Below are 21530 nucleotides of genomic sequence, written 5' to 3' on the forward strand. Positions count from 1 at the left end.
CCCGCTCTTGTGTGTACGGGGTCTCAGCGCGCCTTCACCGACAGCGGGTGGTGGAAGACGTTCCTCGGGTCCCACACGGCCTTGACCGCCTGAAGCCGCCGGTAGTTGGCCCCGTAGTACAGCGTGTGCCAGGGCACCCCGGAGGTGTTCCACTTCGGGTCGGCCATGTCGATGTCGGGGAAGTTGATGAAGCAGCCGTCGCTGCGCTCCCCCGGCGCCGGCACGCCGCCGGTGTCCCGGTAGACACCCGCGTACAGCCGGCGCAGCCAGTCCACGTTCGCCGCGTCGTGCTCCGGGTTCTGCCAGGTGTTCATGAACAGCGCCTTCATCACCGAGTCGCGCTGCGCGGACGCCGTCGCCGCCGGATGGACGGTGTTGACCTTCCCGCCGTACGACTGGATCGACACCGAGCTGGTGTCGTTGCTGTGCTCGGTGCTGCCCAGGAAGTCGTACAGCACGTCGATCTGCTCGTCGGTGAACGACCGCCGCAGGTACGACGACTTGATCTTCTGGCGGCCGGTCTCCGCGTCCTGCGCGGTGGCCAGCGCCTCCACCGACTTCATCCACGGCAACGTCTCCGTCGGCGCGGTGTACGCCTCGACGCCCACCCCGGCGCCGATGGCGTCGAGGTGGTCCTTCAGCAGCGCCTCCGCGTTGGGCAGCGTCGCGTCCAGGTGCGTGAACGCGATGGCGCTCAGGCCCTGGTCGTTCTGCGCCTGGCGGCCCAGCAGGACCAGCCCGCTGAACAGCCCGGTGTACGGGGAGCGCGGGCCGCTGTTGCGCTCGTGCCAGCGCCCGTGGTTGCCGACCAGGGTGCGGAACGCGGCCTTGGTCATGCCCTCGCGCGGGAACATCACACTGGCGGCGAGCACGCTGCCCGGCGGGCGCGGCAGCGCCGTGGCCGGGTCACCGCCCCGGGCGGACGGGGAACGGAACCAGTAGCGCGTGACGACACCGAAGTTGCCGCCGCCCGCACCGGTGTGGGCCCACCACAGCTCCCGGTTCGGATCGCGGGCGTCCCGGGTGGCGATGACCGCACGGGCTCGCCCGGAGGCGTCCACGACGACCACCTCGACCGCGTGGAGGTGGTCGCTGGAGATGCCGTGGCGCCGGGAGAGGGCACCGTAACCGCCACCCTGCACATGGCCGCCCGCGGCGACGCTCGCACTGGCGCCGCCCGGAATGGTCACGCCCCAGCCGTAGTACAGCGTCCGGTAGACGTCCGCCAGCCGGGCACCCGCGCCCACCTCGAACGCCCCGCGCGCCGCGTCCCAGCGCACGGTGTCCATCCCGGCGAGGTCGATGACCTGCCGGACGGACGCGTCACCCACGAAGTTCTCGTAACAGTGCCCGCCGCTGCGCACCGCGATGCGCTTGCCGTCCCGGACGGCCTCCCGCACGGCACGCACCACCTGCTCGGTCGTGGTCGCCAGACAGAAGGACTCCGGACGCGCGGAGAACCTCTTGTTGGTGCCGCGCACGGCGAGGTCCTCGTAGCGGGGGTCCGACGGGCCGACCACGACCGGGCCCGGCCCGGCCGTCGTGGCCGTGGGCGCCGTGGCGTTCGCGACGGCGCTTCCGGCGGCGGTCCCGGCGACACCGGCGGCCGCCGCAGCGGCGACGGTCCCGGCGACGAACCGCCTGCGGTTCGGAGCAGTCATCACTCCCCCGCTCAGACGGCGGCGCGCTCGGACAGCGCCCGGTTGACCAGTTCCAGGTACGCACGCGGGGTGTCGGCCTCGTCGATGGCCTCCTCGTCCAGGACCAGGTCGAAGTCCCGCTCGATGCGCCCGGTGGTCTGGAGCACCGCCAGCGAGTCATAACCGAGGTCGACGAACGGGACGTCCAGGATGTCCCCGTCCAGGTCCACGCCCTCGTCCTGGCCGGCGCAGTCGCGCAACAGGGCGGTCAGATCGGTGAGTTCCAGCCGGTTCACGGCATACCTCTTTCTTCGGTACGGACTTCTCTACGGCCGTCGGGGTTATCACGCCGTGATAACCGGGCGGTGCGGTACGGAGGGGCCGGGGGCTATCACGCCGTGATAGCCCGGAGGCGCGGGGACGGCAGGCCGGGGGCTATCACGCCGTGATAACCCGCCGCCCCGGACGGTCGGCCCGGGGGCTATCACGCCGTGATAACCGGACCGTGCGATGAGGCGGCCGACCCGAGCGCCGGCGCCGGGTTATCACGGCGTGATAACCCGGCCGTGTGCTCAGGCGGCTGCGCGGACCACCGCGGCGGAGTTGAAACCGCCCCGCCCACGCGCCAGCACCAGCGCGGTCCGCACCTCGACGTCACGGCGCGGCGCACCGGTCACCAGGTCCAGGGGGCAGTCGTCCGCCGGGCGCACGGTGCCGGTGGTGGGCGGGACCACCTGGTCCCGCACCGAGAACAGGGCCGCCGCCAGGTCCAGCGAGGAGCCGCCGGCGGCGAGGCGGCCGGTCATGGTCTTGGGCGCGGTCACCGGTACGCCGCGCTCCCCGAACAGCTCGGCCAGCACCCGCGCCTCCTCGCGGTCCGCCGCCCGTTCACCGGCGGCGTCGGCGAAGACCACGTCGACCTGGTCGGGGCGTACCCCGGCGTCGGCCAGGGCGAGCTCGGCGGCGGCGCCGAGCCGTGACCCTCCCCCGCTCGCCGGGGCCGGGTCGAAGGTGGACGCGTACCCGGCGACCGTCCCGTACACCTTGGCGTCCCGGGCGCGCGCGGCACCCGCGTCCTCCAGCACCAGCAGGGCACCGCCCTCGCCGGGCACGTACCCGTTGGCGTCGGCGGAGAACGGCAGGAAGGCGCGGCCGGGGTCGTCGCTGAGGCTGATGCGCCCCTCCGCGAGGTGCGCGGTCCACCCCCACGGGCACAGCGCGGAGTCGACCGCGCCGGTGATCACGAGCGAGGAGCCCTTGCGGAGCTGGCGGCGGGCCTGCCCGACGGCGTCGAGCCCGCCCGCCTGCTCGGTCACCAGCACACCGCTGGCCCCGCGCAGCCCGTGCCGGATGGAGATCTGGCCGGTGTTCACCGCGTAGAACCAGGCGAAGGACTGGTACGCGCTGACGTGCTGGCTGCCCTTGCTCCACAGGGCCTGCAACTCGCGCTGCCCGAACTCGAAGCCGCCCGCGGAAGACGCGGTGACCACACCCGCCGCGTACTCGGGCAGCTCGGCCGGGTCGACACCCGCGTCGTCCAGCGCCTCCTTGGCGGCCACCAGCGACAGCCGGGTCACCTGGTCGGTCTGGGACAGCAGCCGGCTCGGCACGTGGTCCTCGGCGACGAAGCCGGGCACCTCGCCCGCCAGCCGCGCCGGGTAGCCGGAGGCGTCGAACCGGGTGAGGGCCCGGATGCCGCTCTCACCGCGCAGCACCGCCGCCCACCAGGCCTCGGCACCGAGCCCGTTGGGGGCGGCGACACCGATACCGGTGACCACGGCGACGCCGGTACGGACCGGCGCGGGGGACGTAGTGGTCGTCATGCGCTCACTCCCAGGTGCGGGCGGGTCAGGACCATGGCGCTCTGGAAACCGCCGAAGCCGCTGCCCACGGTGAGGACCGTGTCGGTCACCTGCTCACGGGCGACGAGCGGGGTGTAGTCCAGGTCGCAAGCGGGGTCGGGTTCGTGGAGGTTGGCCGTGGGCGGCACCGTGTTGTGCTCGATGGCCAGGGCGCTGGCCGCCACCTCCAGGGAGCCGATGGCGCCGAGCGAGTGCCCGATCATCGACTTGATGGAGCTGACGGGCACCTCGTGGGCGCGGGCGCCCAGGCTGCGCTTGAACGCGGTCGTCTCGTGCCGGTCGTTCTGCTTGGTGCCCGAGCCGTGGGCGTTGATGTAGTCGACGTCGCCGGGGTTGAGCCGGGCCTCGTCCAGGGCGGCGGTGATGGCCTCGGCCATCTCCGTCCCGTCCGACCGCAGACCGGTCATGTGATACGCGTTGCTGCGGCTGGCGAAGCCGGCGATCTCGGCGTACACATGCGCACCGCGCCTGCGGGCGTGCTCCAGCTCCTCGATGACCAGGACGGCCGAACCCTCACCGAGCACGAAGCCGTTGCGCGTCCGGTCGAAGGGCCGCGAGGCCGTCTCCGGCTCGTCGTTACGGGGGCTGGTGGCCTTGATGGCGTCGAAGCAGGCGACGGTGATGGGGGAGATCGGCGCCTCCGTGGCACCGGTGACCATGACGTCGGCGCTGCCCTCGCGGATCAGCTCCACCGCGTGCCCGACGGAGTCCAGGCCCGAGGTGCAGCCCGTCGAGACCAGCGACACCGGCCCCTGCGCCCCGACGGTGTGGGCGACCTCGGCCGCCAGCGAGCTGGGCACGAAGTAGTCGAAGAGATGGCCGACGGCCCTCGTGTGGTCGACGAGCCAGTGCGCACCGTTCTCGCTGACCGCCGCGTACTCCACGTCCAGCCCGGTGGTGCAGCCGACGGCGCTGCCGAGCGTGACCCCCGTACGCAACGGGTCGAGCTCCCCGTCCAGCCCGCTGTCCGCCAGCGCCTCCCGCGCACTGACCACCGCGAACTGCGCCGCCCGGTCAAGCCGCGCGGCCTCGGCCCGGCTGAACCCGTGCGCCTCGGGATCGAAGTCCACCTCGGCGGCGATACGCGAACGGAACTGGGCCGGGTCGAACAGGGTGATGCCTCGGGTCGCCGTGCGGCCTGCGGTGAGCACCGACCAGAACTCCTTGGTACCCACCCCGCCCGGGGCGACCACTCCGATACCGGTGATCACAACCCGTCTCATCGGCTGTCCCTCACAGTTGTCCTCCAGGTGTCACGACCACCTCAGCTACCGTCCGAGCGTCGCCGATGGACCTGGAGAATGGCTTGAACATGCCTCCCACAGCGGATCGCCCCGCACAGGCAACCTGTGCGGGGCGATCCGCTGTGGAACCCACGGTCAGGACATCGAGGAGGCCGACCGCACGGCCTCCCGCGCCGAGAGCAGCCGCCGCAGCAGCTTCTCCCGCTCCTGGGGCAGCATCTTCTCCATAACGAGATCGGCGACCTTGTCCCCGTCGTGCCAGGGCATCTTGATCCCGGCGAGCTTGGGCGGACTGGGCGCCTCACGGGGCGCGGGCACGTCGTCCACGGTGCTCGGGTTATCACGCCGTGATACCTCAGAGGCGACCCCGGGGTTATCACGCCGTGATAGGTGGCCGCCCCCCTCGGAGCCATCACGCCCTGAGAGCCCATCCCCCATGCCGGGGCTATCACGCCGTGATAGGTGACCACCCCCCTCGGAGCCATCACGCCCTGAGAGCCCATCCCCCACGCCGGGGTTATCACGCCGTGATAGCCCATCCCCAGTCTCCGGGTTATCACGCCGTGATAGGTCGTCTCCCTGGCCGGACTGGCCGGACGTCCCCTCGGGGTTATCACGGCGTGATAGCTCCGCTCCCCCACCCCGCTTGCGCTCACTCGCGGCGGCGGCACGCGCGTCGGCCTCCCGTACCTGCTCGGCGGGGGAGAGCTTGGACAGATTGCGCACGTGCTCGATCTTGCGGTGGCCGGCCACGAGGTCGGCCTGCAACTGCGGGTCGAGGTCGAGGATGGACAGCTTCGACGAGATGGTGGACTGGGCGATGCCCAGCCTCTTGGCGGCCTTGTTCTGCGACCCGTAGAACTCGACGAGCTTGCGCAACGCGTGGGCCTGCTCGAGCGGGTTCATGTCGTCGCGGTGGACGTTGGCGACGAACGCCGCTTCCAGCAGGGACTCGTCCGTCGAGACGAGGTCGTTGTCGACGCTGACCTTGATGGTCCGCGCCTCGGCGAGCCGGGCGGCCGCGAGCCGGCGGTGTCCGTCGACGACGATGTACCGGGCCCCCTCCTCGATCTCGGAGGCACGCTCGGGCCGCTCGCTCAGATAGGCGTCGACGGTCGCGACGGTGATCGCGTTGATGAGCCCGATCTCGCGGATGCTCTCCGCGAGCCCTTCGAGGTCCCGGAGTTCCTCGCGGGGGTTGTCCGGGTTCTGGCTGATGAGGCCGACGGGCAGCTCCGTCGGATCGGGGACGCCGACGGTGGGGGCCGCGGTGGCGGCCCCGATCGCGGCGCGGCGGGCACTGACGGGACGGGCCTGCCCGAAGGAGGCGCCGGGCCCGAGGTTCTTCGCTTTGCTCACTTGCTGATCTCCCTGGCGAGGGCGCGCAAGGCGACGGACTGCTCGCAGCGGGGGGCATAGGCGAGGAGCGGACGCTTCACCCGCACGGCTTCCTTCTGTTCCTTGAGGTCGCCGATGACGCCGACGACACGGGGATCCTTTATGTCCATCCAGGACTGCAACGACGACGTCGCGATGTACCCGCGCCGCGCGTCGTAGTGGTTGACGACGATGCCGAGGTAGTCCAAGTCCAGTGCGAGGTCGCTGCGCATGTCCTCGATCTGCGAGGTGAGCAGATCGTAGGCGTCGGCGCTGCTGTCCTCGGCCTGCACCACGATCAGAACACCGGAGTTGCCCGCGACCTCCTCCGGCCGCCTGCGCCCGTAGTACGAGGCGGCGTCCATGCTCAGGCCGAGGCTGGGCGGGCAGTCGACGAGGACGACGTCGTAGTCGGCCTCAAGGGGAGCGAGCGCACGCTCCAGAGCCGCCTCACGGGCGCGGACGGAAGCCAGCCGTACATCGAGCAGGAACGCGTCCGTGCACGCCGGCAGCAGGTGCAGCCGTCCCCCGAAGCGGTCCTCGTCGATGGCGACGATGACGTCTCGCAACTCCCCCTTCCCGTCACCGGCCATGTGGTTGGTCAGCGAGTCGCCGCCCATGGGCAGCGGCTCGTGGCCGAGCTGCTTGGTGAGGTGCCCCTGGGGGTCGAAGTCGACGAGCAGGACACGCTGGCCGAGCCCAGGAAGGTCTTCCAGGGCCAGCGGATCGTTACCCGCCCCGCCGTCTTCCTCCAGAAGTGCGGCGAAGTGCTTGGACACCCGCACCGGTACGAGCACGGCCGGGTCCTCGGCGAGGGCTTCACCGGCCCCTGCCGTGATGGCGGTCTTGCCGACCCCGCCCTTCTGGTTGCAGACGACGATACGGCGGGTGATCGCCGGCCGCTTGACGGCGGGGGAGGGGTTGCTGTCGAGCCACACCTGAACGGACTGGGCGAGGCCCTGGATGAGGGACACCCCCCGGTCCTTGCAGTCGACGCGGAACCCTGCCCACTGCTCGGGAGGGAGGAAGGTGGCGAAGGACTCGGCGCCGGAGGTGTCGATGGGGGAGAGGTTGGAACCGAGGCCGCGCCAGGTGGTGATGCCGGCGTCCACGGCGTCCTGGATGTCGATGCCGAACTGCGCGGCACGGACTTTCAGCTCCTGACGGAGCCGGGAAGGCAGCTTGGAGACGACCTTCTCCCGGTCGTTCCTGGTGTCTGGTGACGTCATAGAGAGTCACTGTACTAACGTCGGAGATCATCTGAGTGCTCGACACGTTAGTTAGGTGACACAGAAACCCGCCTGGCCTATCACGCCGTGATAACCCACCCACACCCCCCACTCACCCACCCCCACTCACACCCCCACCCACTCACCCACCCACCCCCACCGACTCACCCACCCTCACCCAACCCCCACCCACCCAACCCCCACCACTCACCCACCCTGCTCTCCCTCCCTCCCCACCACCCCGCGATAGGGTCCGGGTGAGACACGCACGGAGGGACACTGGATGGGCATCGTCGGCGACGGCCTGGAAAAGGCCGAGGCGAAGACGGCCACGCGCCCCATCCCCAAAGGGGCCCCCGCGCAGATGCGCTTCCTGGTCAAGCAGTTGAAGAGCACCAGGGCGGTGGCCGACCTCCTCGGCATCTCCCAGCGCACGGTCGAGCGTTACGTGAAGGACCAGATCAAAACGCCCCGTCCCGAGCTGGCCACCCGCCTCGCCCGCGAGGTCCGCAAGCGCTGGCAGCCCCGTGTACGGGAACGGGCCAAGAAGCAGGCGGCCACCACCACCGGCATCGTCGTCGAGACCCGGGCCCGCTTCGGCTTCACCGCCGCCCCGGGCACCACCGACGACGGCCGCATCCGCCTGATCACCCAGCACCTGCCCCCCGAGTACGCCGCCCGCCTCTTCGAAGCGCAAGCCGCCGGCGCCACCGACGCCGAGCTCCAGGCTGTCCTTGCCGAGGGACTTCAGGAGATCTACTTCAAGGACAGCGGCCGCCGCGCCGACGGCCTCCTCGTCGAGTTCACCGACATCGACTATGTGGAACTCGACTTCTAAGTTCCGCTTGCCATCACCGCAAGCAGCGGCATACTGAAGGAACGCTTTTGCGTACAGGTGCAGAAGGCCCCGGCAACCCGCCGGGGCCTTACTGCGTTCTGTCGGCTACGCCACGGCGTGCAACCCGCCCGAGCCGGCCTTCGGGGGCCGCTTCTGGTACTCCGGCACCAGGATCGGCGGAGGCCCACCGGTAGCGAGCTGCTGCGTCATCTCCTTCTGCATCTCCGCCTCCGACGAGTAGCCCGCGATGGCCGGATTGAGCGCGTACCGGTGCCCGCGACCGTTACCGGACCGCAAGACGAGCCCCCGGTCGACGAGGAGGCTCATCGCCCGGCTCATGGAGGCCTGGCCGACCCCGAGGACCTCGTCGATATCGGCCTGGTTCATGTCGACCACACCACCGGGCTCCGATCGCTCGAACATCACGGAGAGCACGTTGATGGCGGTCGGGGTGAGCTCCAGCTTGTGGAGCATGCCCATCAGTCCTGTCGTGGTCATCAGCATGGCAAGTCCCTTTGTCAGCCGATTTCGGTCCTGGAGAACAACGTCAAGGCTTCCCCGAGCTCATCGGGGAAATTGCTCGCGAGCTGCAAGGCGCGCAGCCTGGCCAGGAAGTCTGCCTGCTCGTTGCCGTTGCCGTTGAACGCGACCCGGGGGTTCAGCTCGTACGTGCTGCGCTTCAGCTTACGAATCAGGTTCATCTCACACAGCCGGTCCAGCGGCTGGCCGATGCTCGTCCGCTGTACGCCGAGGTCCTCGGCGATCTCCGCATGGGTGGTCTGGATCTTCCCCTTCCGCTGCCTGCCGATCATGTTCGACAGGATGGCGCCCTGCAACGGGCTGATGATGTGGTGTGTCAGGCAGTACGGCAGCACCCTGCGCAAGAAGTAGTTGCTGACGAGGGAGTACCCCTCCTCGCCGAGGAAGTCGTGCGGCGCCCGCCGGTAGACGACCGCCTTCACCTCATGCACCGGGCCACTGCCGAACTGCTCCGCGATCACCCGCGCGAGGTCGGCGTTGTTGTCCACCCCGGCCGGCTGAAGCACAGGACGCCCGGCCGGTGTTGGCGCTCGACTGTGACGTCGTGCGGACTGGGCTGCTGGTGCCATCTCATGATCCTTTCGCGTACAGGTGCCGAGCACCTTACGGCAAAAGTTGCGTCCATCCGCATGTACGCGCCGGAACTCTTGCGTCCAGTCGCAAGTTTGCGTCGACCCCCACCGACGTCAGTCGCCCCCAACTCAACCACCGAAACATGCGCCCATCCGCAACTTAAGAACGAACCATGCGGCCAGACGCATCTTTCACCCCCCAATGTGGGCGGCCACCGACATTCAGAGCCCCCGAATGTCGGTGGCCACCGACATTTACTTCCGTAAACCCCCAGCTCAGAGCCCCAATTCAGCCGAACCCTCTTAACTACAGAGGGGGCACCGGCCGTCAGCCATCCGCCCCAGGGCACGTGCCCCAACCACCCGGTGGTACCAGGGGCCTTCGCCGGCTGCTGGACCCCGCTGGCCCCGGCACTCGCCGACGCGAATCCCTCTCGTCGTGGCTGACGCTGTGCGCGTCGGCAAGCACCGGGGGATGCGTCCGCGCCTGCACGTGAGTGCTGCTTTCCGTTACATGCGGCCGCACAGGCTTACGCTCATCAGTTCCTGACGGGGCGTACGAGCTGCTGGTCAGCCGGAGTGAAATCCGCTCGCTGGTGATGACGCCTTATGCAGCGTCCCTGTACAGGGTGGCCAAGCTATGCTCTCTGTTGGATTTGGCCTTCTCGATCAGTTCCCCGGCCCGGTCGAGCAGAGACTGTCGTTCCTGGGGTGACAGAGTCCCGTGGCCGTGATCGGCGCGCATCACGCGCCGCAGGGTGGAGCTTGCTGAGCCCATGGCCTCCAGCAAGGGGACGTCATCCGCAACGTAGTCTTCGTCCGGGTCATCGGACCAGTAGCCGCCCGATGGCAGCATGCCGTAGTGCGCGGCATCGACAATGGCCTGATAGAGGTTTTCGCGGCGGGCCTTGGTGACTTCCTCGAAGCGGTCGGAGTCCACGTGCTCCCCTCGGGAGAGAGTGCGTCGTGTCTCTTCCAGCTCACGAAGCCATAAGCCGCTTGCGACCTTCACCTGGTTTGCGGCGATCTGTCGAGCAGTCTTCGCGGTGGTCGTTCTCTCTTGCTCCTGCTCCACCTGCCGGGCTTGTCGCTGTTCCATGTGCCGCTGTTCTTCGGCACGGCGCTGTTCCCGAGAGATCTTCTTGTCAGTGCGCTTCGACAACAGTGTCGCGGTGGCCGTGAGCAGGGCGCCGGCCACCGCACCAACGGCTGCCCATTCTGCAGCGTTCTCCATCGCGTCTCTCCTGACCGGATCGTGAATGCAGGCCTCTACGACCTACCCACGAGGGTGACCTGTCCTTCCCCGCACAGCCGACTTGGCGGACTGTGGCCCTCGACATCTTCCGCCCGATTCGTACTGCCGGACAGAGCAAGTGAAATCGCTCAGAGTCCCCGAAAAGCGACCCATAAAAAGGCGGTGTAGGCGGCCGATCTCCAAGTCGCCGGTATGACGCGATGTCGGGGACCCTGGCAGACCGTCAGAGCGCCACACAGCGAATCTCGCCGGACTCGAAAGCGTGTTGAGGTGCTCCGTATGAGTGACCGGCACAGGTGTCCCCGCGTCGAAGCGCTTCAGGTGGCCTTATGCACAGCGGGGTGGTCGACACAAGCGGCTTGCATGCGGGCAACTCACAGTCGCTGGTCGCCAAACCATCCGACAGGGCATAGTCACATGCTGAACCATTGGCGCGGCGTTGCATGACGGTCCGCCTGGACAGACATCGCTTCTCTCCACGGCCAGACACGCCCGCGCAGCGACCGAAGCGACCGTCCTTGCGACGTCCCCCACGACGCTGGCCGCTGTCGCGGGACCCATAAGAAGTCGGCCAGGCCGATACCGTCAACGCAGCCCTCCAGCGGGCCGATGCGCACGCCGCTGCGCTCGATGACCTCCCGGAGCGGGAGAAGATCCAGACGGTGCGCGGTGCGATCGGTCACCTTGTCCACGTCATGAGGGAGCGGGCCGGGGAGCACTTCGACCGCCTGATGGGCGACGGCCGCGTTGGCGAGTTCTTCCGCAAGGTCTCGATCCGCGCCTGCGAGAAGGTCGCCCAGTGGGCGCAGGCGGCGGCGGGCCGCCTCTGGCGGAGGGGAGAGGAGAAGGACTCCGACGCCCCGGCGGCCGGGGCACTGCGCGACCTGGCGGACGCCGCTACCGCCTACAGCTCACCCGCCGGAGGCCGCAACGGGCCGCCGGCGTCGCGGCGCCACATCCACCACGGTGGACATCCCGGCGATGCGGCAGCTCGGGGAGGCACTGTCCCGTTCCCTTCCCCGGAGCCAAGGACGGGCGCGGTCCGCGCGTCTCCACGGCGGCCGCGCGGGGCAGGTCGACCACTCGGCGCGGGGAGAAGAAGCCGGGCAACTCCACGGAGCAGGCGGGGCATCTGCGTCGCGCCGGCGCCAAGCAACAGCAGAACCGCAAGCCGACGCAGCGCTAACGAGGACGCGATGAAGGGCCAGCCGCCGAAGTCGGCGATCCGGGCCCTCGTCCTGCTGGTCAGCGCCTACGCTGACGGTGCCGTCCCAGCGGTCATCCCCCGTGCTGCTGGGGCGGCGTCAACTCGGTCGGCGTACACCCGGTAGGCCTTCCGTCCCACCGGTGAGGCTCCCTCGGCGGCGAGGACGGCGCACGCCTCCACTGCCGCCTGGTGGACGCTGAGCGGGGCGGCCACCCGCAGCGAGTACCCCTGGCCCCGCCGGATGGTCCGGCCGTCGCGCAGCGCGTCCCGGAGAGCATCGTCGGCCGCGTCCTGCAGACGCTCGGCGAGCAGGCCGGGCACGTCGATCCTCACCACCGGGTCCGCAGCCGCGGAGGCCTCCGGCTCCGGGGTCTCCTCGCCGCTCGGCTCCCGGAGTAGCTCCCCGAGGGGCCTCACCGGCGCGCGGAGCCGCTACGCGGTACGGGCGCGATGCCGGGCCACAGCCCGGCCCGTCATCAGTCGCACTCGCCCCGCCACTTCAGGCTCGTTAGCAGTACGCCCAGGGGGAAGGTGAGCTTGTACTCGCCCGGGCCCGGGTTGTAGTGCAGGCACCGGCTCCAGGTCTTGCCCTCCCACACCCACGTCGCCTCGATGTGGTCGGCACCGGGGTAGGGCATCCCGTTGTTGAACACGGCGCCGACCTGGGCCCCGCCCTGCCAGTTGCCGGTGGTCTTGATGAGCGCCGGCCCGCCGTAGGCGGTGCTGCTCCAGGCGCACACGTACCCCTTCGGGCAGTCGGCCGGATTCGATTCCGCCGAGGCGCTGTGCGTCGTGGACATGGTCACCAGGACCGCGCCCGCCGCCGCGGCCGCGAGCTTTCCGCGCGTCTTCACTCCGCTTCCCCCTGTCGACATCAGATGGTCAGTGCGCTCACCCGTCAGCGGTGAGGCCCCGACAACTCTAGGAAGCCCACCCGGAGAAGAGTCCTGACACCTGTTAGGGGTGGTCGGAAACTCCACCGGCACGAGGCGGACCGCGCTCCGACACCACCCCCGACGAGGCCGAGCGCGAGCGGTGGAGCACATCTCCGCCTGAAAACAGGCCATTGTCCCGCTGAAGGCTGGACAGTGAGCGACCCGAGCGACTCCTTCCTCACCGAGGATGAGTTACGAGCACGCTTCGGTGAGCGGGTCCGGGACTTCACCTTCAGCGGACTTCCAACCGCTGGCTGAGCCGCCCCTCGTGCGGACCGCTTCCAGGAAGGCTGCCGCTGGACCCCGCCCGAGGTTGAGGACCTGGCCTACGGCAGGGCGCCCTGCTGTGTGACCGCCTTCCGGCAGAGCGATCGACGTTGTCACAGGAGGGTGGCCGGGGGACTGGTTGGCCTCCATCCGTGACCGGGAGCACGGGAAGCTCATGTACGTGAGGTCAATGAGTAGCGATCCCAGCATCGCTACTCATTGACCTCACGTACATGAGATCGGACTTTCCGAGCCGTTCAGGTCGCGCGGCGCAGCGGGACGACAACGTCCTCGCCGGTGCTCTTCGTGCTGAGCCGGTAATAGCTGATGTGTGCGAGCCTCTCGGATTCCTCGAGCCAGCCGGCCTCAACGACCTGGCGCCGGGTGCGCGAGAACACGGTAGGGGACATGCCAACGAGCTTGGCGAGATTGGCGCCGGTCTCGACTACGGCGCCGGCGCGGTCGGTGGGGTGCATCGCGTAGAGCATGACGACCAGACGCTGGTTGGCAGTCATGCCGGCGGTGCGATGGAGGACGTCCAAAAGCTTCCGCTTGTCGTCGTTGTTCACTGGGCCTCCCACCGCGAAGGGATCGTGTTGTCGAAGCCGGGAATGTCCGGCGGGTTGCACGTCTTGATCGCTTCCCGTTGCTCGATCCCGGTCCCGTGAAAGGCAATGTACGGGCTGATCCGGTAGAGCCTGTAGTTGCCGATGCGCCCGCGCTCGATCAGGATGCGCCGCTTGAGCAGTTTCCGGTTGATCTTGCCTACGGCATCGGCGGTCATCCCGACCTTCTTGGCGATGTCCGCGCCCGTCGCCCTCAACGGTGCCGTGCCCTGGGGAGAGACGCCGATCCACCACAGCACCAGGTACTTCTGACTTGGGGTGAATTCCTTACTCTCCGTGATCGCTGCGACTCTGGCCTTGTCGACCTGGATGTGCTCGCCGGAGAAGGCGTAGGGCGCATATGGGATGGCCTCGCCCGTCTCGGCATCGACGAGCCTGCGTACTGCTCCCAACGGGCCCTCCATAGCTGGGCATTGCTTCAAAGTGCATGAGCGGCGATCCTCAGGCCGACCAGATGAACTTAACGTACATGAGCATGGAGTTCATGTACTCCGTTTCCAGGGCGTGTCACTCAACCTGGCATCGATGCATCGCTCCCGTCGCACAGTGCGGAAGCAGCCCCCACCGATGAACCTCACGTCAATCTGGTCAGGTCCTACAGCAGTGGTCACGGTTCTCTCAGCATGGGCACCAGGGCTCGCAGAACTGCCTGTCCTGATCTTTGAAACCGGGTGCACGCCGTTGAGGACTGGGTGGCAGATCGTAAGATCTTGGTGGAAAAGGGTGTCCCTGCAGGTCAGGGTGCGTTTGGCGCGTGTGCTCTCTTAAGCAGTAGGACAGGCCGTCGCGTGCGGCGATCCCCACGCACACACCATGCCCCGTGAAGGCAGTCGCGCGAGGCATCGCTTAATGACCACGTGGGGCGTTCACGTCCGTGCCCCCTCCCACCAGTCGACAAAAGCCTCGTCCACTCGCCCGTCCTCAGCCGACGAAAGCACGCCACGACGCGGTCGCAGCCGACGAAATACCCGCCACGTGTGTCTCCGTCAGCCCATGCCGACCTAAGCCACGCTGTCCCGTAACACCCTCAACAAGGTGCGGTCGCCCGATCAACAGTCGGCCCCATCGGTGCACCGGAGGCCCCCAGGGGCCGAGGATGCACCGACCCGTAGGCGCGGAGAGCCGCTCCTCGCGCCCGCACGAGCGTTCCGGGGATGTGATGTCGCGTGCCGCCGCTCCCGGCCTGGCCGACGCGGTACGAGTAGGGCGTGACGCACAACTTCGGCCTCCACTTCACCCAGGAGCTGGGCAACCGCTTCGGCACGCCTACGGAAACCTGGCCCAAGAGCGCGGAGCAGACGATCCCGTTCCGACACTCAGCGAGACCCAAAGGGGACCGAGCTCTGGGGTGACCGGATCCCCCTGACCGACGGGGTCATGCCGTGCCTCCGCCGGCGTCGGCCAGCTGGGTGCCGGTCTGTTCCAGCGTGCCCAGCGTGCGCAGCGCCTGGAGCGCGTCGGTCGAAGTCGGTGATTCAGGCGGCTTGCCGCTTTTGGGCGTCGAGGGCGGCGGCTGCGGCCTCGGCGACGAGCTCAGTCTGGACGTCGTCGTCGGTGCCCGTGTCGTGGATGGTGCCCGACGCCGCTGCGGCGAGCCTCTGGTCGATGCGCTGCCCACTCCGCGAGCTTTGCGCGGCCGCGCTCGTCGTCGGCCAGGTGCTCGTGCCGGGAGCCCTGCCGCGCGTCGAACCGGGCGACCTCGAGGGCGCGTGCGACGGCGGCGGCGTCCATGCCTTCGAGCGGCTTCGTACGGCGCTCCAGCCGACGAGCGCGGGTCCGGCCGGTTCGCGGGGCACGGCGACGTGAGGGCCGAGCGGGTGGCGGGCTCTGCTCCGAGGCGACCAGGGCGACTTGTGGCCACCTGCCGGGCACCCACCCAGGCTGCGCGCGCCCCGAGCCGCCGGTCACCTGACCGGGTTCGAGTTCCGATGCAGGGCTCAGTGGCCCCTTCCCGCCCGAGCGGGTCCGAAGGCAGGAACATCACTCGTGCTCCGCGTGCCCTCCGGCGGTACGGAACAGCGGCGCAACCACGCCGGTGACAGCACGGCGTCAGCCGAACCAGTGGCGGCGAGGGCGAGTTGTGCCGCCGGCCCCAGGAATCCGACCCAGAGGTCGGGAGTGACCACCGACGGCTCTTCCGACGGCCACATGGTGTCGCCGTCCCGGGTGAGGTGCAGCAACCGGAGGTCATCGGTGAGGCGCCTGATCCAGTCGGCGGCTCGGCCGTGGTGCCGGGGCAGCAACCGCAGCATCCGCCAGTTCTCCAGTGCGCCGGCGAGGCCATGGCACATCGTGGAGTTGTCCAGCGTGGGCATGGCGCGATCGAATGCCTCGACGGCGCGGTCGAGTTCGGCCGGGTCCTCGCCGCCCACTTCTGCCCCCGCCCCTGCGGACATCTGAAGGTGACACCACAGGTAGCCGGCAATGCCGTGGCACCAGTGATGTGCCGGCCGCGTGCCACCTGAAGTCGTCCACCGGAGGGCGGCCCTGCCGGTCCCGTCATCCGTGACTGCATGCTCGGCGAGACGGAGCATGGCTTCCTCGGCCAAGCCGAAGGAAGTCGTGCAGCCGGCCGCCCGGCCCCAACAACCGAGCGCCATGGCAATGCCCGCCGCCCCGTGGGCGGCCCCGGTGTAGATCCGGCCCGAGGGATCGGTGGCGGGATCGGGCGGCCAGCCGATGACGCCGTCGACCGTGCGGGCGGCGGCACGAACACGGGCAGCCTGTCGCTCGGCCAGATCCCGACCCCAGGAGTCGCCGAGAATGGTGTCGAGCAGGCACCCGGCCCACACGATTCCCGCCGCGCCGGAGAACAGGTCGTAGTCGGGGACGTCACTACCCGCTGCCTGCGCGTAGCGCCGTCGTGCGGACTCGATCAGCTCAGCTCTTCCCAGCCGCTGTCCGGCGAGCGCGAGCGCGACCGCCACGCCGCTGTTGCCGGTGAAGAAGCCGTGCGCGTTGGTGAAGGCAGGGCGTGCGGCCAGCCAGCGCGCGGCCCCTTTGATGTCCTCGGTGAACTGGTCCGTCCTCAATGCGGTATCAAGCGTTGCGAGCCCGATGATGATCCCCGCGGCACCGATATTGATGCCTTCGCACGCATACCCTGCCGTGAGGTGCGTGTTGCGCCAGTGGTGGCTGCCGGCATCACTGACGGCGAACCGCCTGGTCGCGATGCCGGCACTCATGGCCGCGGCGCGTGCCCAGCGTCGGTCGAGGGCAGAGGCGCGCGGAGACGCGGTCGCCCGGTCGCCGGTCGGAGCGGTTGCCGCCTCCGCGGTCAGGGCGGGCAGCGCCGCGTGCAGGCGCTCGGCCACCTGGGCGGCGGTGGGACGGCGCGCAGGGGCAAAATGGTGACAAGCCTTCACCAGTGCAGCGGCCGTCGTCATGCCGTGCCGTCGCAGCAAGCCGATCTGGCGGCCCGCGCAGCCTGGCTCCGGCAAGTGGGAAGGGCAGTGGCCCAGCACGGCATGCGTGATGCACGACCCCAGGGCGTACACGTCGTAGGACGGCGCCGCTGCGGCGTACCGCCCCTCTGGGGGCACGTACCCCTGCGTGCCGGCAGGCACCGGCTGCTCCGTCCCGGCGGAAGCAGCCAGTTCGAGGTCGACCAGGCGGAGGCCGTCCGGCCCGATCCGCAGGTTGGCGAGTTTGAGGTCCCGGTGCACCAGTCCATGGGCGTGCATACGGGCGACCGTTGCGGCCAGCTCGGGCAGCCTCTCGATCCGGCGTTCGACAGGGAGATCCTCCAGGCGGGTTCCACCCCCGTCGGAGACGATGAGGTAGCCGCCCACCGGATCGTGGGCCACCAGCTCGTGGCAGACGCCGGACCCGGCGAGCCGGAGCAGGGCCTGCCGCTCGTTCTCCAGCCGGGACACGGCGTCATTGCCGTACTCGTCGCCCTCGACGCCCCGCAACCGGTGCCGGATGACCACCAGTCGGCGATCGGAGAGCCGCAACCCGAGGGCCACATGCCCGCGCACATTCACGGCGAGCACCTTCAGGGGAAGGTACCGGGCGCCATCGATCTCCAGCGGGGCACCCGGTCGGACCGTCCGCGCCGGGTCGGCCGGAAGCACCGGAGGTGTGACCCACGGAGGCTGCCGTCCCTCCAGGTTGCGCATGTCCGGATGCAGGGTCCCATCCGGCGCCCGCAGAGCGGTGTGCGGTACACCCACGGAGTCGGTGATCACCTGCGCACTGGTGAAGGCCCCGTAGCGGATATAGAGGGCCCCGCCCGAACCGACCGGCAGGTCCGAGGTGACGCAGGGCGCGCGGTTGGGGCGCCAGACTGCATCGAGTCGTTCGACGAGAGCGGCCACCACTTCGTCCGAAGGCGGATAGGCCGTGACGATCTTCCCCACCTGTGGCCGACCCGCGAGCCCGGCATTGATGTGGACGAGCGCTTGCACATCAGCTGGCACCTTGAACGTCACTCCGGCGCCTACTAGTTCGGGGAGTACCGTCTCGACCAGGTCGGCGGCATCGGCGGCCGAGGCCGAGACGTGCAGCTTCCATCCCTGATCCGGCAGGACGCTGCCCGAGTCGAACACGTGCCACCGGACGGGCCCGTCCTGGTGTACGTACGCGTGCCAGGCGGGCGGTAGCCCTTCCGCGAGTGCTTCCAGGGCGCGGACGTAGTCCGCGTGAAGCTGCTCACAGGTGATGGTGCGCACTACGGCCGGCCTCTCGTCCACTGATTCGTCCGCCGATCCGTCCTCCCACCGAGGTCGGCCGGTGCCCTGCTGGAGTCTCCAGGACCGGACACGAAGGCGAGCCAGGGCGACGCCCCCTCCGGCCACCGCAGACGGCTGCCCCCTGAACAGGGCGCCAGGTGCACCTGCACCGGCGCGTCCTCGTCGCCGTCCCCGTCCCTGGCTCTGTCCGTCCAAGTGCGACCATCCGCGTAGACGGCGGGGGATGGGGGCGTCTCCATCGGCTGCGCCGTGTACGTACCGGGCGGCCAAGGCAAGACGCGGGACCCGGAGGACGGCCGCGCCCAGTGGAGGCGCTGGAGGAGCATTTCGACGGCGCGGGCGAGCCTGCCATTCGCCAGATGGGTCCGCGCCTCTTCGATGCCGGCCGTGGCGCGGTACGGATCGGTGAAGCCGACATGGATACCCGCTCGCGCGCAGTAGTCCCGGATGGCCGCGATGCCACCGGGAGCACCGCGGCCCAGCGACTGCCCCGGCTTGAGGAGAAGCCCCGCGACCGTCACGTGGCGGCGGATCCCGTCCAGCAGCAGCGCCGCGCCGCCTTCCTCGACCTCCCTGCGGGTCAGGTGCACGACGATGCGGCTCTGTACGCCGCACTGCTCCTGGTACCACAACCGGTACTCCACGTCCTGGAAAGCCGGACGGGACAGGGGACCGCGCAGCGTGGCGACCGGATCGGGGGCGAGGGTCACCACGAGGACACCCAGCCCCCGCCGCCGCGCGGCCGCCACCCTCGCCCGGAAGAACTCCGCAAGGTCCTCAGACACCGGGTCCCACACCCCGACCAGGGCGACGTGGCCTCCGGCGGCCTCGCCATGGACCCGTACGCGCACGGCGACTCCCCGGTGTGGACGGTTCGAACGGCACTGCCGCGAAGGCGGCCGAGAGGGCAAAGCTCAGAGGATGATGGTGATGCCGCAGGGGGGTCTGGTGTACACGCAGGTGAAGGAGCAGCGGAACTCGCGCTCTCCCAGGGCCCCGCTGGCCTCGAGGAGCTCCCGCTGCACGTCGATCGGTACGCCCCGCTCCCCGAAGACCGCCCCCGGATCCTCGTTGAAGCGGGCTTTGAGCGCAGAGTCCTTCTCCAGAGCGGCGTTGAGTTGCTCGACGAACTCGCGCATCGCGTCTTCGTCCGGGAGCAGAGTGGCGTTGTCAACTCGGACCGAGAAGTATCCCTGCTCGTTCTTCTGCGCCATCTGAATACCTTTCACCCATTTTCACTGTTTGTTGCGATATCAGCACATTAGCCGCTGCTGCATGCCGTGGCACGCTTGCAAATGGGTGAAGCACCTATGGCAGCCGTGACCACCGACGGTCCCAGCCGCCTCGCGCAGGGCCAGTCGCCCGGCAGCCGTGGGGTCCGTCGCCCGTCGGGTCTCGCTGTCCGTTCGCCTGCTGGCGCCCTGGATTGCGGTTGTTGACGGTGGTCGAGGCGTGCAAGCAACCCGAGTCGGCCCAGGCGATGGTGATTTTGGGGTGCATCAGCCGCCGCCGGAACAGGACTTCCTTGGCGCCTGGCGCACCACCAAGCCTGCCGGGGCCGCCGAGTTCACGGATGTGGCAGTTGGAACTCGCCGAGGTCGCCTGGGTCGCGCACGGGGAGGTCGCCGGCTACGTGCCCTACGGACTGTTCGGGCCCGTACAGGAATACCTCGACGAGGCGCTGGCGCACTGACCCCTGGGCACAGCAGAACGCCCCGGCCGTGTGGCGGGGGCGTTCGTTCGGTGCTACGCGTCGCCTGCCCAGTTGATCTGCACTGGGGTGATGCGTCCGGTTGTTCGGTTGACGAGGAGGCTGATGAGGCCGAGGCCGTCGCCGAAGATGCCTTCGCGGGTGATGTCGTCTTCTTTGCCCCACGGCTTGGTGGCTGCGATGGGGTCGGCTTCGAGTTGGTCGATGTAGTCGAAGAGGGCCGCCTGTGCTGCAAGGGGCAGCCCGGTGATCATTTTGACTGTCTCGGGGCTGCGACTGAATTGCCAGTTCACGCGGCGTTGTGTCCTTGACGGTGAGCTGCGACGCGAGCCTTCAGCTCTTCGTACTGCGCGGTGCTTTCGCGGGTATCGACATCGTAGCCGTTCGGTAGCTCACCGTGCTCGCGAACGTACGAGCTAATCCGATCTGCCTCTACCCGACCCGTCTCGATGTCGGCGATAAACTGCACCCAGCGCTGAAGGATCGCCGGCAGTCGGCCAACCTCCGTGAAGGACACCTCTTGCTGGAAGCACGCGCGCAACTCAGGGTGCGGCAATGCATGGGTAATGCTGTCGATGGTCCACGGCTCCGCGCTCACTGCCTGCCTCCGGGCCAGCTATCAGTCTGATACCTGCCGCTTCACCGTAGCGCAGATAACCACCTACGAGGATTCGTAGGTGGTCCTATCGTGCCCTCCGCAGGGCAGTCCGCTTGTACACGCCGTGCAGACGGCGGCCTGCGCGACGAGGATGGGCGGCGGCTCGACTTCAAGCCGTACCTGAACAAACGGTGGACTGAGGGCTGCATGAACGCCTGGACCCCCTGGGAAGAGATCAAGGCGCACTGCTACCGCGGCGGCTATGGAGCCGTCCGTGCCTACCTACAGCCGTTTCGCACCCCGAGGGGTCCTGACCCACCCCGGCACCCTGCCGGAGAACGAGCGGCTCAAACTGAAGTCAGTGCTCGCGCACTGCCCTGAACTGGACGCGCCGGCTTTGCGCTCCTGAGGAGGCGAGTTCTCCTCGCGTCCTGAGCCTGAGCCGATTGGCAACTACTCCACGAGACCGAAGTTGTCCGGGAACGCGTCCAGGAATTCACGGCGGCCGGGATCGGTCTCGGCCGCCGTCATTGCCTCGATCACCTGCTGGAACTCTCCGCGCTGGGAGTCCGACAGGCGATCCACCACCGCGGCGACACTTTCCAGTGCCTTCACCGCATGGTCCTGATCCATGTGATCGTCGTCCGCGCTCTCGACGAACCAGGCGAGGTCAACAAGCGCCTCCGCCAGGGCGCGGGTCAGCGACGGGTACTGCGACATGGACGATCCCCCCGAAGGTGATGGCTGCAGAACTCTTGTGCTGGTAGGGAGTGTCAGTGGGGCCCGGCACCCAGCGCTCTGGGGGCGGGCCGCCCCGCTCACCTTACGCGCCCAAGAACCGGTTGATGGGGCGTCGTGTGGTGTGCGCTGGGTGTGCGTCGCGGGGTTTCGCTGGTGGTGGGTGTGGCGGGCTTGGGTGCCGGGTTGGTGGGGGT

General features: G+C 69.0%; 21 protein-coding genes and 1 pseudogene. 3 read left to right on the plus strand and 19 right to left on the minus strand.

The features are described from left to right. Positions 1 to 23: 23 nt before the first annotated feature. The 6 genes from ACZ46W_RS32840 to ACZ46W_RS32865 all read right to left on the minus strand — a co-directional run bounded on the left by ACZ46W_RS32840 (position 24) and on the right by ACZ46W_RS32865 (position 7352). On the minus strand, positions 24 to 1661 hold the full coding sequence (locus tag ACZ46W_RS32840) for an FAD-binding oxidoreductase (protein WP_468345572.1): 1638 nt from the start codon (positions 1659 to 1661) through the stop codon (positions 24 to 26). An 11-nt stretch (positions 1662 to 1672) separates the two neighbouring features. Beyond that, complete coding sequence (locus ACZ46W_RS32845; RefSeq protein ID WP_468345574.1) at positions 1673 to 1936, minus strand: acyl carrier protein; 264 nt, start codon at positions 1934 to 1936, stop codon at positions 1673 to 1675. 276 nt (positions 1937 to 2212) lie between these two features. After that, positions 2213 to 3463 carry a ketosynthase chain-length factor gene (locus tag ACZ46W_RS32850; protein ID WP_468345576.1) on the minus strand — a complete coding sequence of 417 codons (1251 nt, stop codon included), beginning with the start codon at positions 3461 to 3463 and terminating at the stop codon, positions 2213 to 2215. Next, the gene (locus ACZ46W_RS32855; protein ID WP_468345578.1) at positions 3460 to 4725 is read right to left on the minus strand and encodes a beta-ketoacyl-[acyl-carrier-protein] synthase family protein; all 1266 of its coding nucleotides are present in this window, start codon (positions 4723 to 4725) and stop codon (positions 3460 to 3462) included. Before ACZ46W_RS32855 ends, ACZ46W_RS32850 begins: the two co-directional genes overlap by 4 nt. Before the next feature lie 156 nt (positions 4726 to 4881). Beyond that, positions 4882 to 6105, minus strand: a complete 1224-nt coding sequence (locus ACZ46W_RS32860; protein WP_468345580.1) for a ParB/RepB/Spo0J family partition protein — start codon at positions 6103 to 6105, stop codon at positions 4882 to 4884. Next, a complete protein-coding gene (locus ACZ46W_RS32865; RefSeq protein ID WP_468345582.1) occupies positions 6102 to 7352 on the minus strand; it encodes a ParA family protein in 1251 nt (416 codons plus the stop codon). The genes ACZ46W_RS32860 and ACZ46W_RS32865 overlap by 4 nt, the downstream gene beginning before the upstream one ends. Positions 7353 to 7635: 283 nt before the next feature. Here ACZ46W_RS32865 and tpg point away from each other — a divergent pair, with 283 nt between their 5' ends. Then, the gene (tpg, locus tag ACZ46W_RS32870) at positions 7636 to 8190 is read left to right on the plus strand and encodes a telomere-protecting terminal protein Tpg (protein WP_468345584.1); all 555 of its coding nucleotides are present in this window, start codon (positions 7636 to 7638) and stop codon (positions 8188 to 8190) included. 105 nt (positions 8191 to 8295) lie between these two features. Here the strand turns inward: tpg and ACZ46W_RS32875 are convergent, their stop codons facing one another. From ACZ46W_RS32875 to ACZ46W_RS32905, 7 genes are all read right to left on the minus strand, one after another. Then, entirely contained in the window at positions 8296 to 8688 is a 393-nt protein-coding gene (locus ACZ46W_RS32875; protein ID WP_366132293.1) for a helix-turn-helix domain-containing protein, read from the minus strand. 20 nt (positions 8689 to 8708) lie between these two features. Then, entirely contained in the window at positions 8709 to 9218 is a 510-nt protein-coding gene (locus tag ACZ46W_RS32880; RefSeq protein WP_468345586.1) for a replication/maintenance protein RepL, read from the minus strand. A gap of 691 nt (positions 9219 to 9909) precedes the next feature. Beyond that, entirely contained in the window at positions 9910 to 10536 is a 627-nt protein-coding gene (locus tag ACZ46W_RS32885) for a hypothetical protein (RefSeq protein WP_468345588.1), read from the minus strand. Between the two features lie 1273 nt (positions 10537 to 11809). After that, positions 11810 to 12097 carry a hypothetical protein gene (locus ACZ46W_RS32890; RefSeq protein WP_468345590.1) on the minus strand — a complete coding sequence of 96 codons (288 nt, stop codon included), beginning with the start codon at positions 12095 to 12097 and terminating at the stop codon, positions 11810 to 11812. A 143-nt stretch (positions 12098 to 12240) separates the two neighbouring features. After that, positions 12241 to 12618 carry a peptidase inhibitor family I36 protein gene (locus tag ACZ46W_RS32895; protein WP_468345591.1) on the minus strand — a complete coding sequence of 126 codons (378 nt, stop codon included), beginning with the start codon at positions 12616 to 12618 and terminating at the stop codon, positions 12241 to 12243. 605 nt (positions 12619 to 13223) lie between these two features. After that, positions 13224 to 13535 (minus strand): replication initiation protein, RepL2, encoded by a 312-nt coding sequence (locus ACZ46W_RS32900; protein WP_468345593.1) that lies wholly within the window; start codon positions 13533 to 13535, stop codon positions 13224 to 13226. After that, entirely contained in the window at positions 13532 to 13984 is a 453-nt protein-coding gene (locus tag ACZ46W_RS32905; RefSeq protein ID WP_468345595.1) for a MarR family transcriptional regulator, read from the minus strand. Before ACZ46W_RS32905 ends, ACZ46W_RS32900 begins: the two co-directional genes overlap by 4 nt. A 1213-nt stretch (positions 13985 to 15197) precedes the next feature. Here ACZ46W_RS32905 and ACZ46W_RS32910 point away from each other — a divergent pair. Continuing rightward, a complete protein-coding gene (locus ACZ46W_RS32910; RefSeq protein WP_468345597.1) occupies positions 15198 to 15398 on the plus strand; it encodes a hypothetical protein in 201 nt (66 codons plus the stop codon). A gap of 131 nt (positions 15399 to 15529) precedes the next feature. Here the strand turns inward: ACZ46W_RS32910 and ACZ46W_RS32915 are convergent, their stop codons facing one another. The 3 genes from ACZ46W_RS32915 to ACZ46W_RS32925 form a co-directional block, all read right to left on the minus strand. Continuing rightward, positions 15530 to 18265, minus strand: a complete 2736-nt coding sequence (locus tag ACZ46W_RS32915; RefSeq protein ID WP_468345599.1) for a class III lanthionine synthetase LanKC N-terminal domain-containing protein — start codon at positions 18263 to 18265, stop codon at positions 15530 to 15532. Further along, positions 18265 to 19071: a hypothetical protein gene (locus ACZ46W_RS32920; RefSeq protein WP_468345601.1), complete on the minus strand. Its 807-nt coding sequence runs from the start codon at positions 19069 to 19071 to the stop codon at positions 18265 to 18267. The genes ACZ46W_RS32915 and ACZ46W_RS32920 overlap by 1 nt, the downstream gene beginning before the upstream one ends. A gap of 129 nt (positions 19072 to 19200) precedes the next feature. After that, the gene (locus tag ACZ46W_RS32925; RefSeq protein WP_468345603.1) at positions 19201 to 19500 is read right to left on the minus strand and encodes a hypothetical protein; all 300 of its coding nucleotides are present in this window, start codon (positions 19498 to 19500) and stop codon (positions 19201 to 19203) included. Between the two features lie 371 nt (positions 19501 to 19871). Here ACZ46W_RS32925 and ACZ46W_RS32930 point away from each other — a divergent pair. Beyond that, positions 19872 to 19979: pseudogene (locus ACZ46W_RS32930) on the plus strand (NUDIX hydrolase); the annotation flags it as partial. A 53-nt stretch (positions 19980 to 20032) separates the two neighbouring features. Here the strand turns inward: ACZ46W_RS32930 and ACZ46W_RS32935 are convergent. From ACZ46W_RS32935 to ACZ46W_RS32945, 3 genes are all read right to left on the minus strand, one after another. Continuing rightward, positions 20033 to 20290: a hypothetical protein gene (locus ACZ46W_RS32935; RefSeq protein ID WP_468345605.1), complete on the minus strand. Its 258-nt coding sequence runs from the start codon at positions 20288 to 20290 to the stop codon at positions 20033 to 20035. Then, positions 20287 to 20595: a hypothetical protein gene (locus tag ACZ46W_RS32940; protein ID WP_468345607.1), complete on the minus strand. Its 309-nt coding sequence runs from the start codon at positions 20593 to 20595 to the stop codon at positions 20287 to 20289. The genes ACZ46W_RS32935 and ACZ46W_RS32940 overlap by 4 nt, the downstream gene beginning before the upstream one ends. 453 nt (positions 20596 to 21048) lie before the next feature. Further along, positions 21049 to 21315, minus strand: a complete 267-nt coding sequence (locus ACZ46W_RS32945; protein WP_468345609.1) for a hypothetical protein — start codon at positions 21313 to 21315, stop codon at positions 21049 to 21051. Positions 21316 to 21530 lie beyond the last annotated feature (215 nt).

It is taken from the genome of Streptomyces sp. NPDC031064 (assembly GCF_055570965.1).

What these genes read in the sequence shown, in the direction of transcription:
- ACZ46W_RS32925 (WP_468345603.1), bottom strand. Translation starts at nt 19,500, where the DNA reads ATGGCGCAGAAGAACGAGCAGGGATACTTCTCGGTCCGAGTTGACAAC.
- tpg (WP_468345584.1), top strand. Translation starts at nt 7,636, where the DNA reads ATGGGCATCGTCGGCGACGGCCTGGAAAAGGCCGAGGCGAAGACGGCC.
- ACZ46W_RS32855 (WP_468345578.1), bottom strand. Translation starts at nt 4,725, where the DNA reads ATGAGACGGGTTGTGATCACCGGTATCGGAGTGGTCGCCCCGGGCGGG.
- ACZ46W_RS32875 (WP_366132293.1), bottom strand. Translation starts at nt 8,688, where the DNA reads ATGACCACGACAGGACTGATGGGCATGCTCCACAAGCTGGAGCTCACC.
- ACZ46W_RS32850 (WP_468345576.1), bottom strand. Translation starts at nt 3,463, where the DNA reads ATGACGACCACTACGTCCCCCGCGCCGGTCCGTACCGGCGTCGCCGTG.
- ACZ46W_RS32840 (WP_468345572.1), bottom strand. Translation starts at nt 1,661, where the DNA reads ATGACTGCTCCGAACCGCAGGCGGTTCGTCGCCGGGACCGTCGCCGCT.
- ACZ46W_RS32885 (WP_468345588.1), bottom strand. Translation starts at nt 10,536, where the DNA reads ATGGAGAACGCTGCAGAATGGGCAGCCGTTGGTGCGGTGGCCGGCGCC.
- ACZ46W_RS32865 (WP_468345582.1), bottom strand. Translation starts at nt 7,352, where the DNA reads ATGACGTCACCAGACACCAGGAACGACCGGGAGAAGGTCGTCTCCAAG.
- ACZ46W_RS32910 (WP_468345597.1), top strand. Translation starts at nt 15,198, where the DNA reads ATGCGCTGCCCACTCCGCGAGCTTTGCGCGGCCGCGCTCGTCGTCGGC.
- ACZ46W_RS32945 (WP_468345609.1), bottom strand. Translation starts at nt 21,315, where the DNA reads ATGTCGCAGTACCCGTCGCTGACCCGCGCCCTGGCGGAGGCGCTTGTT.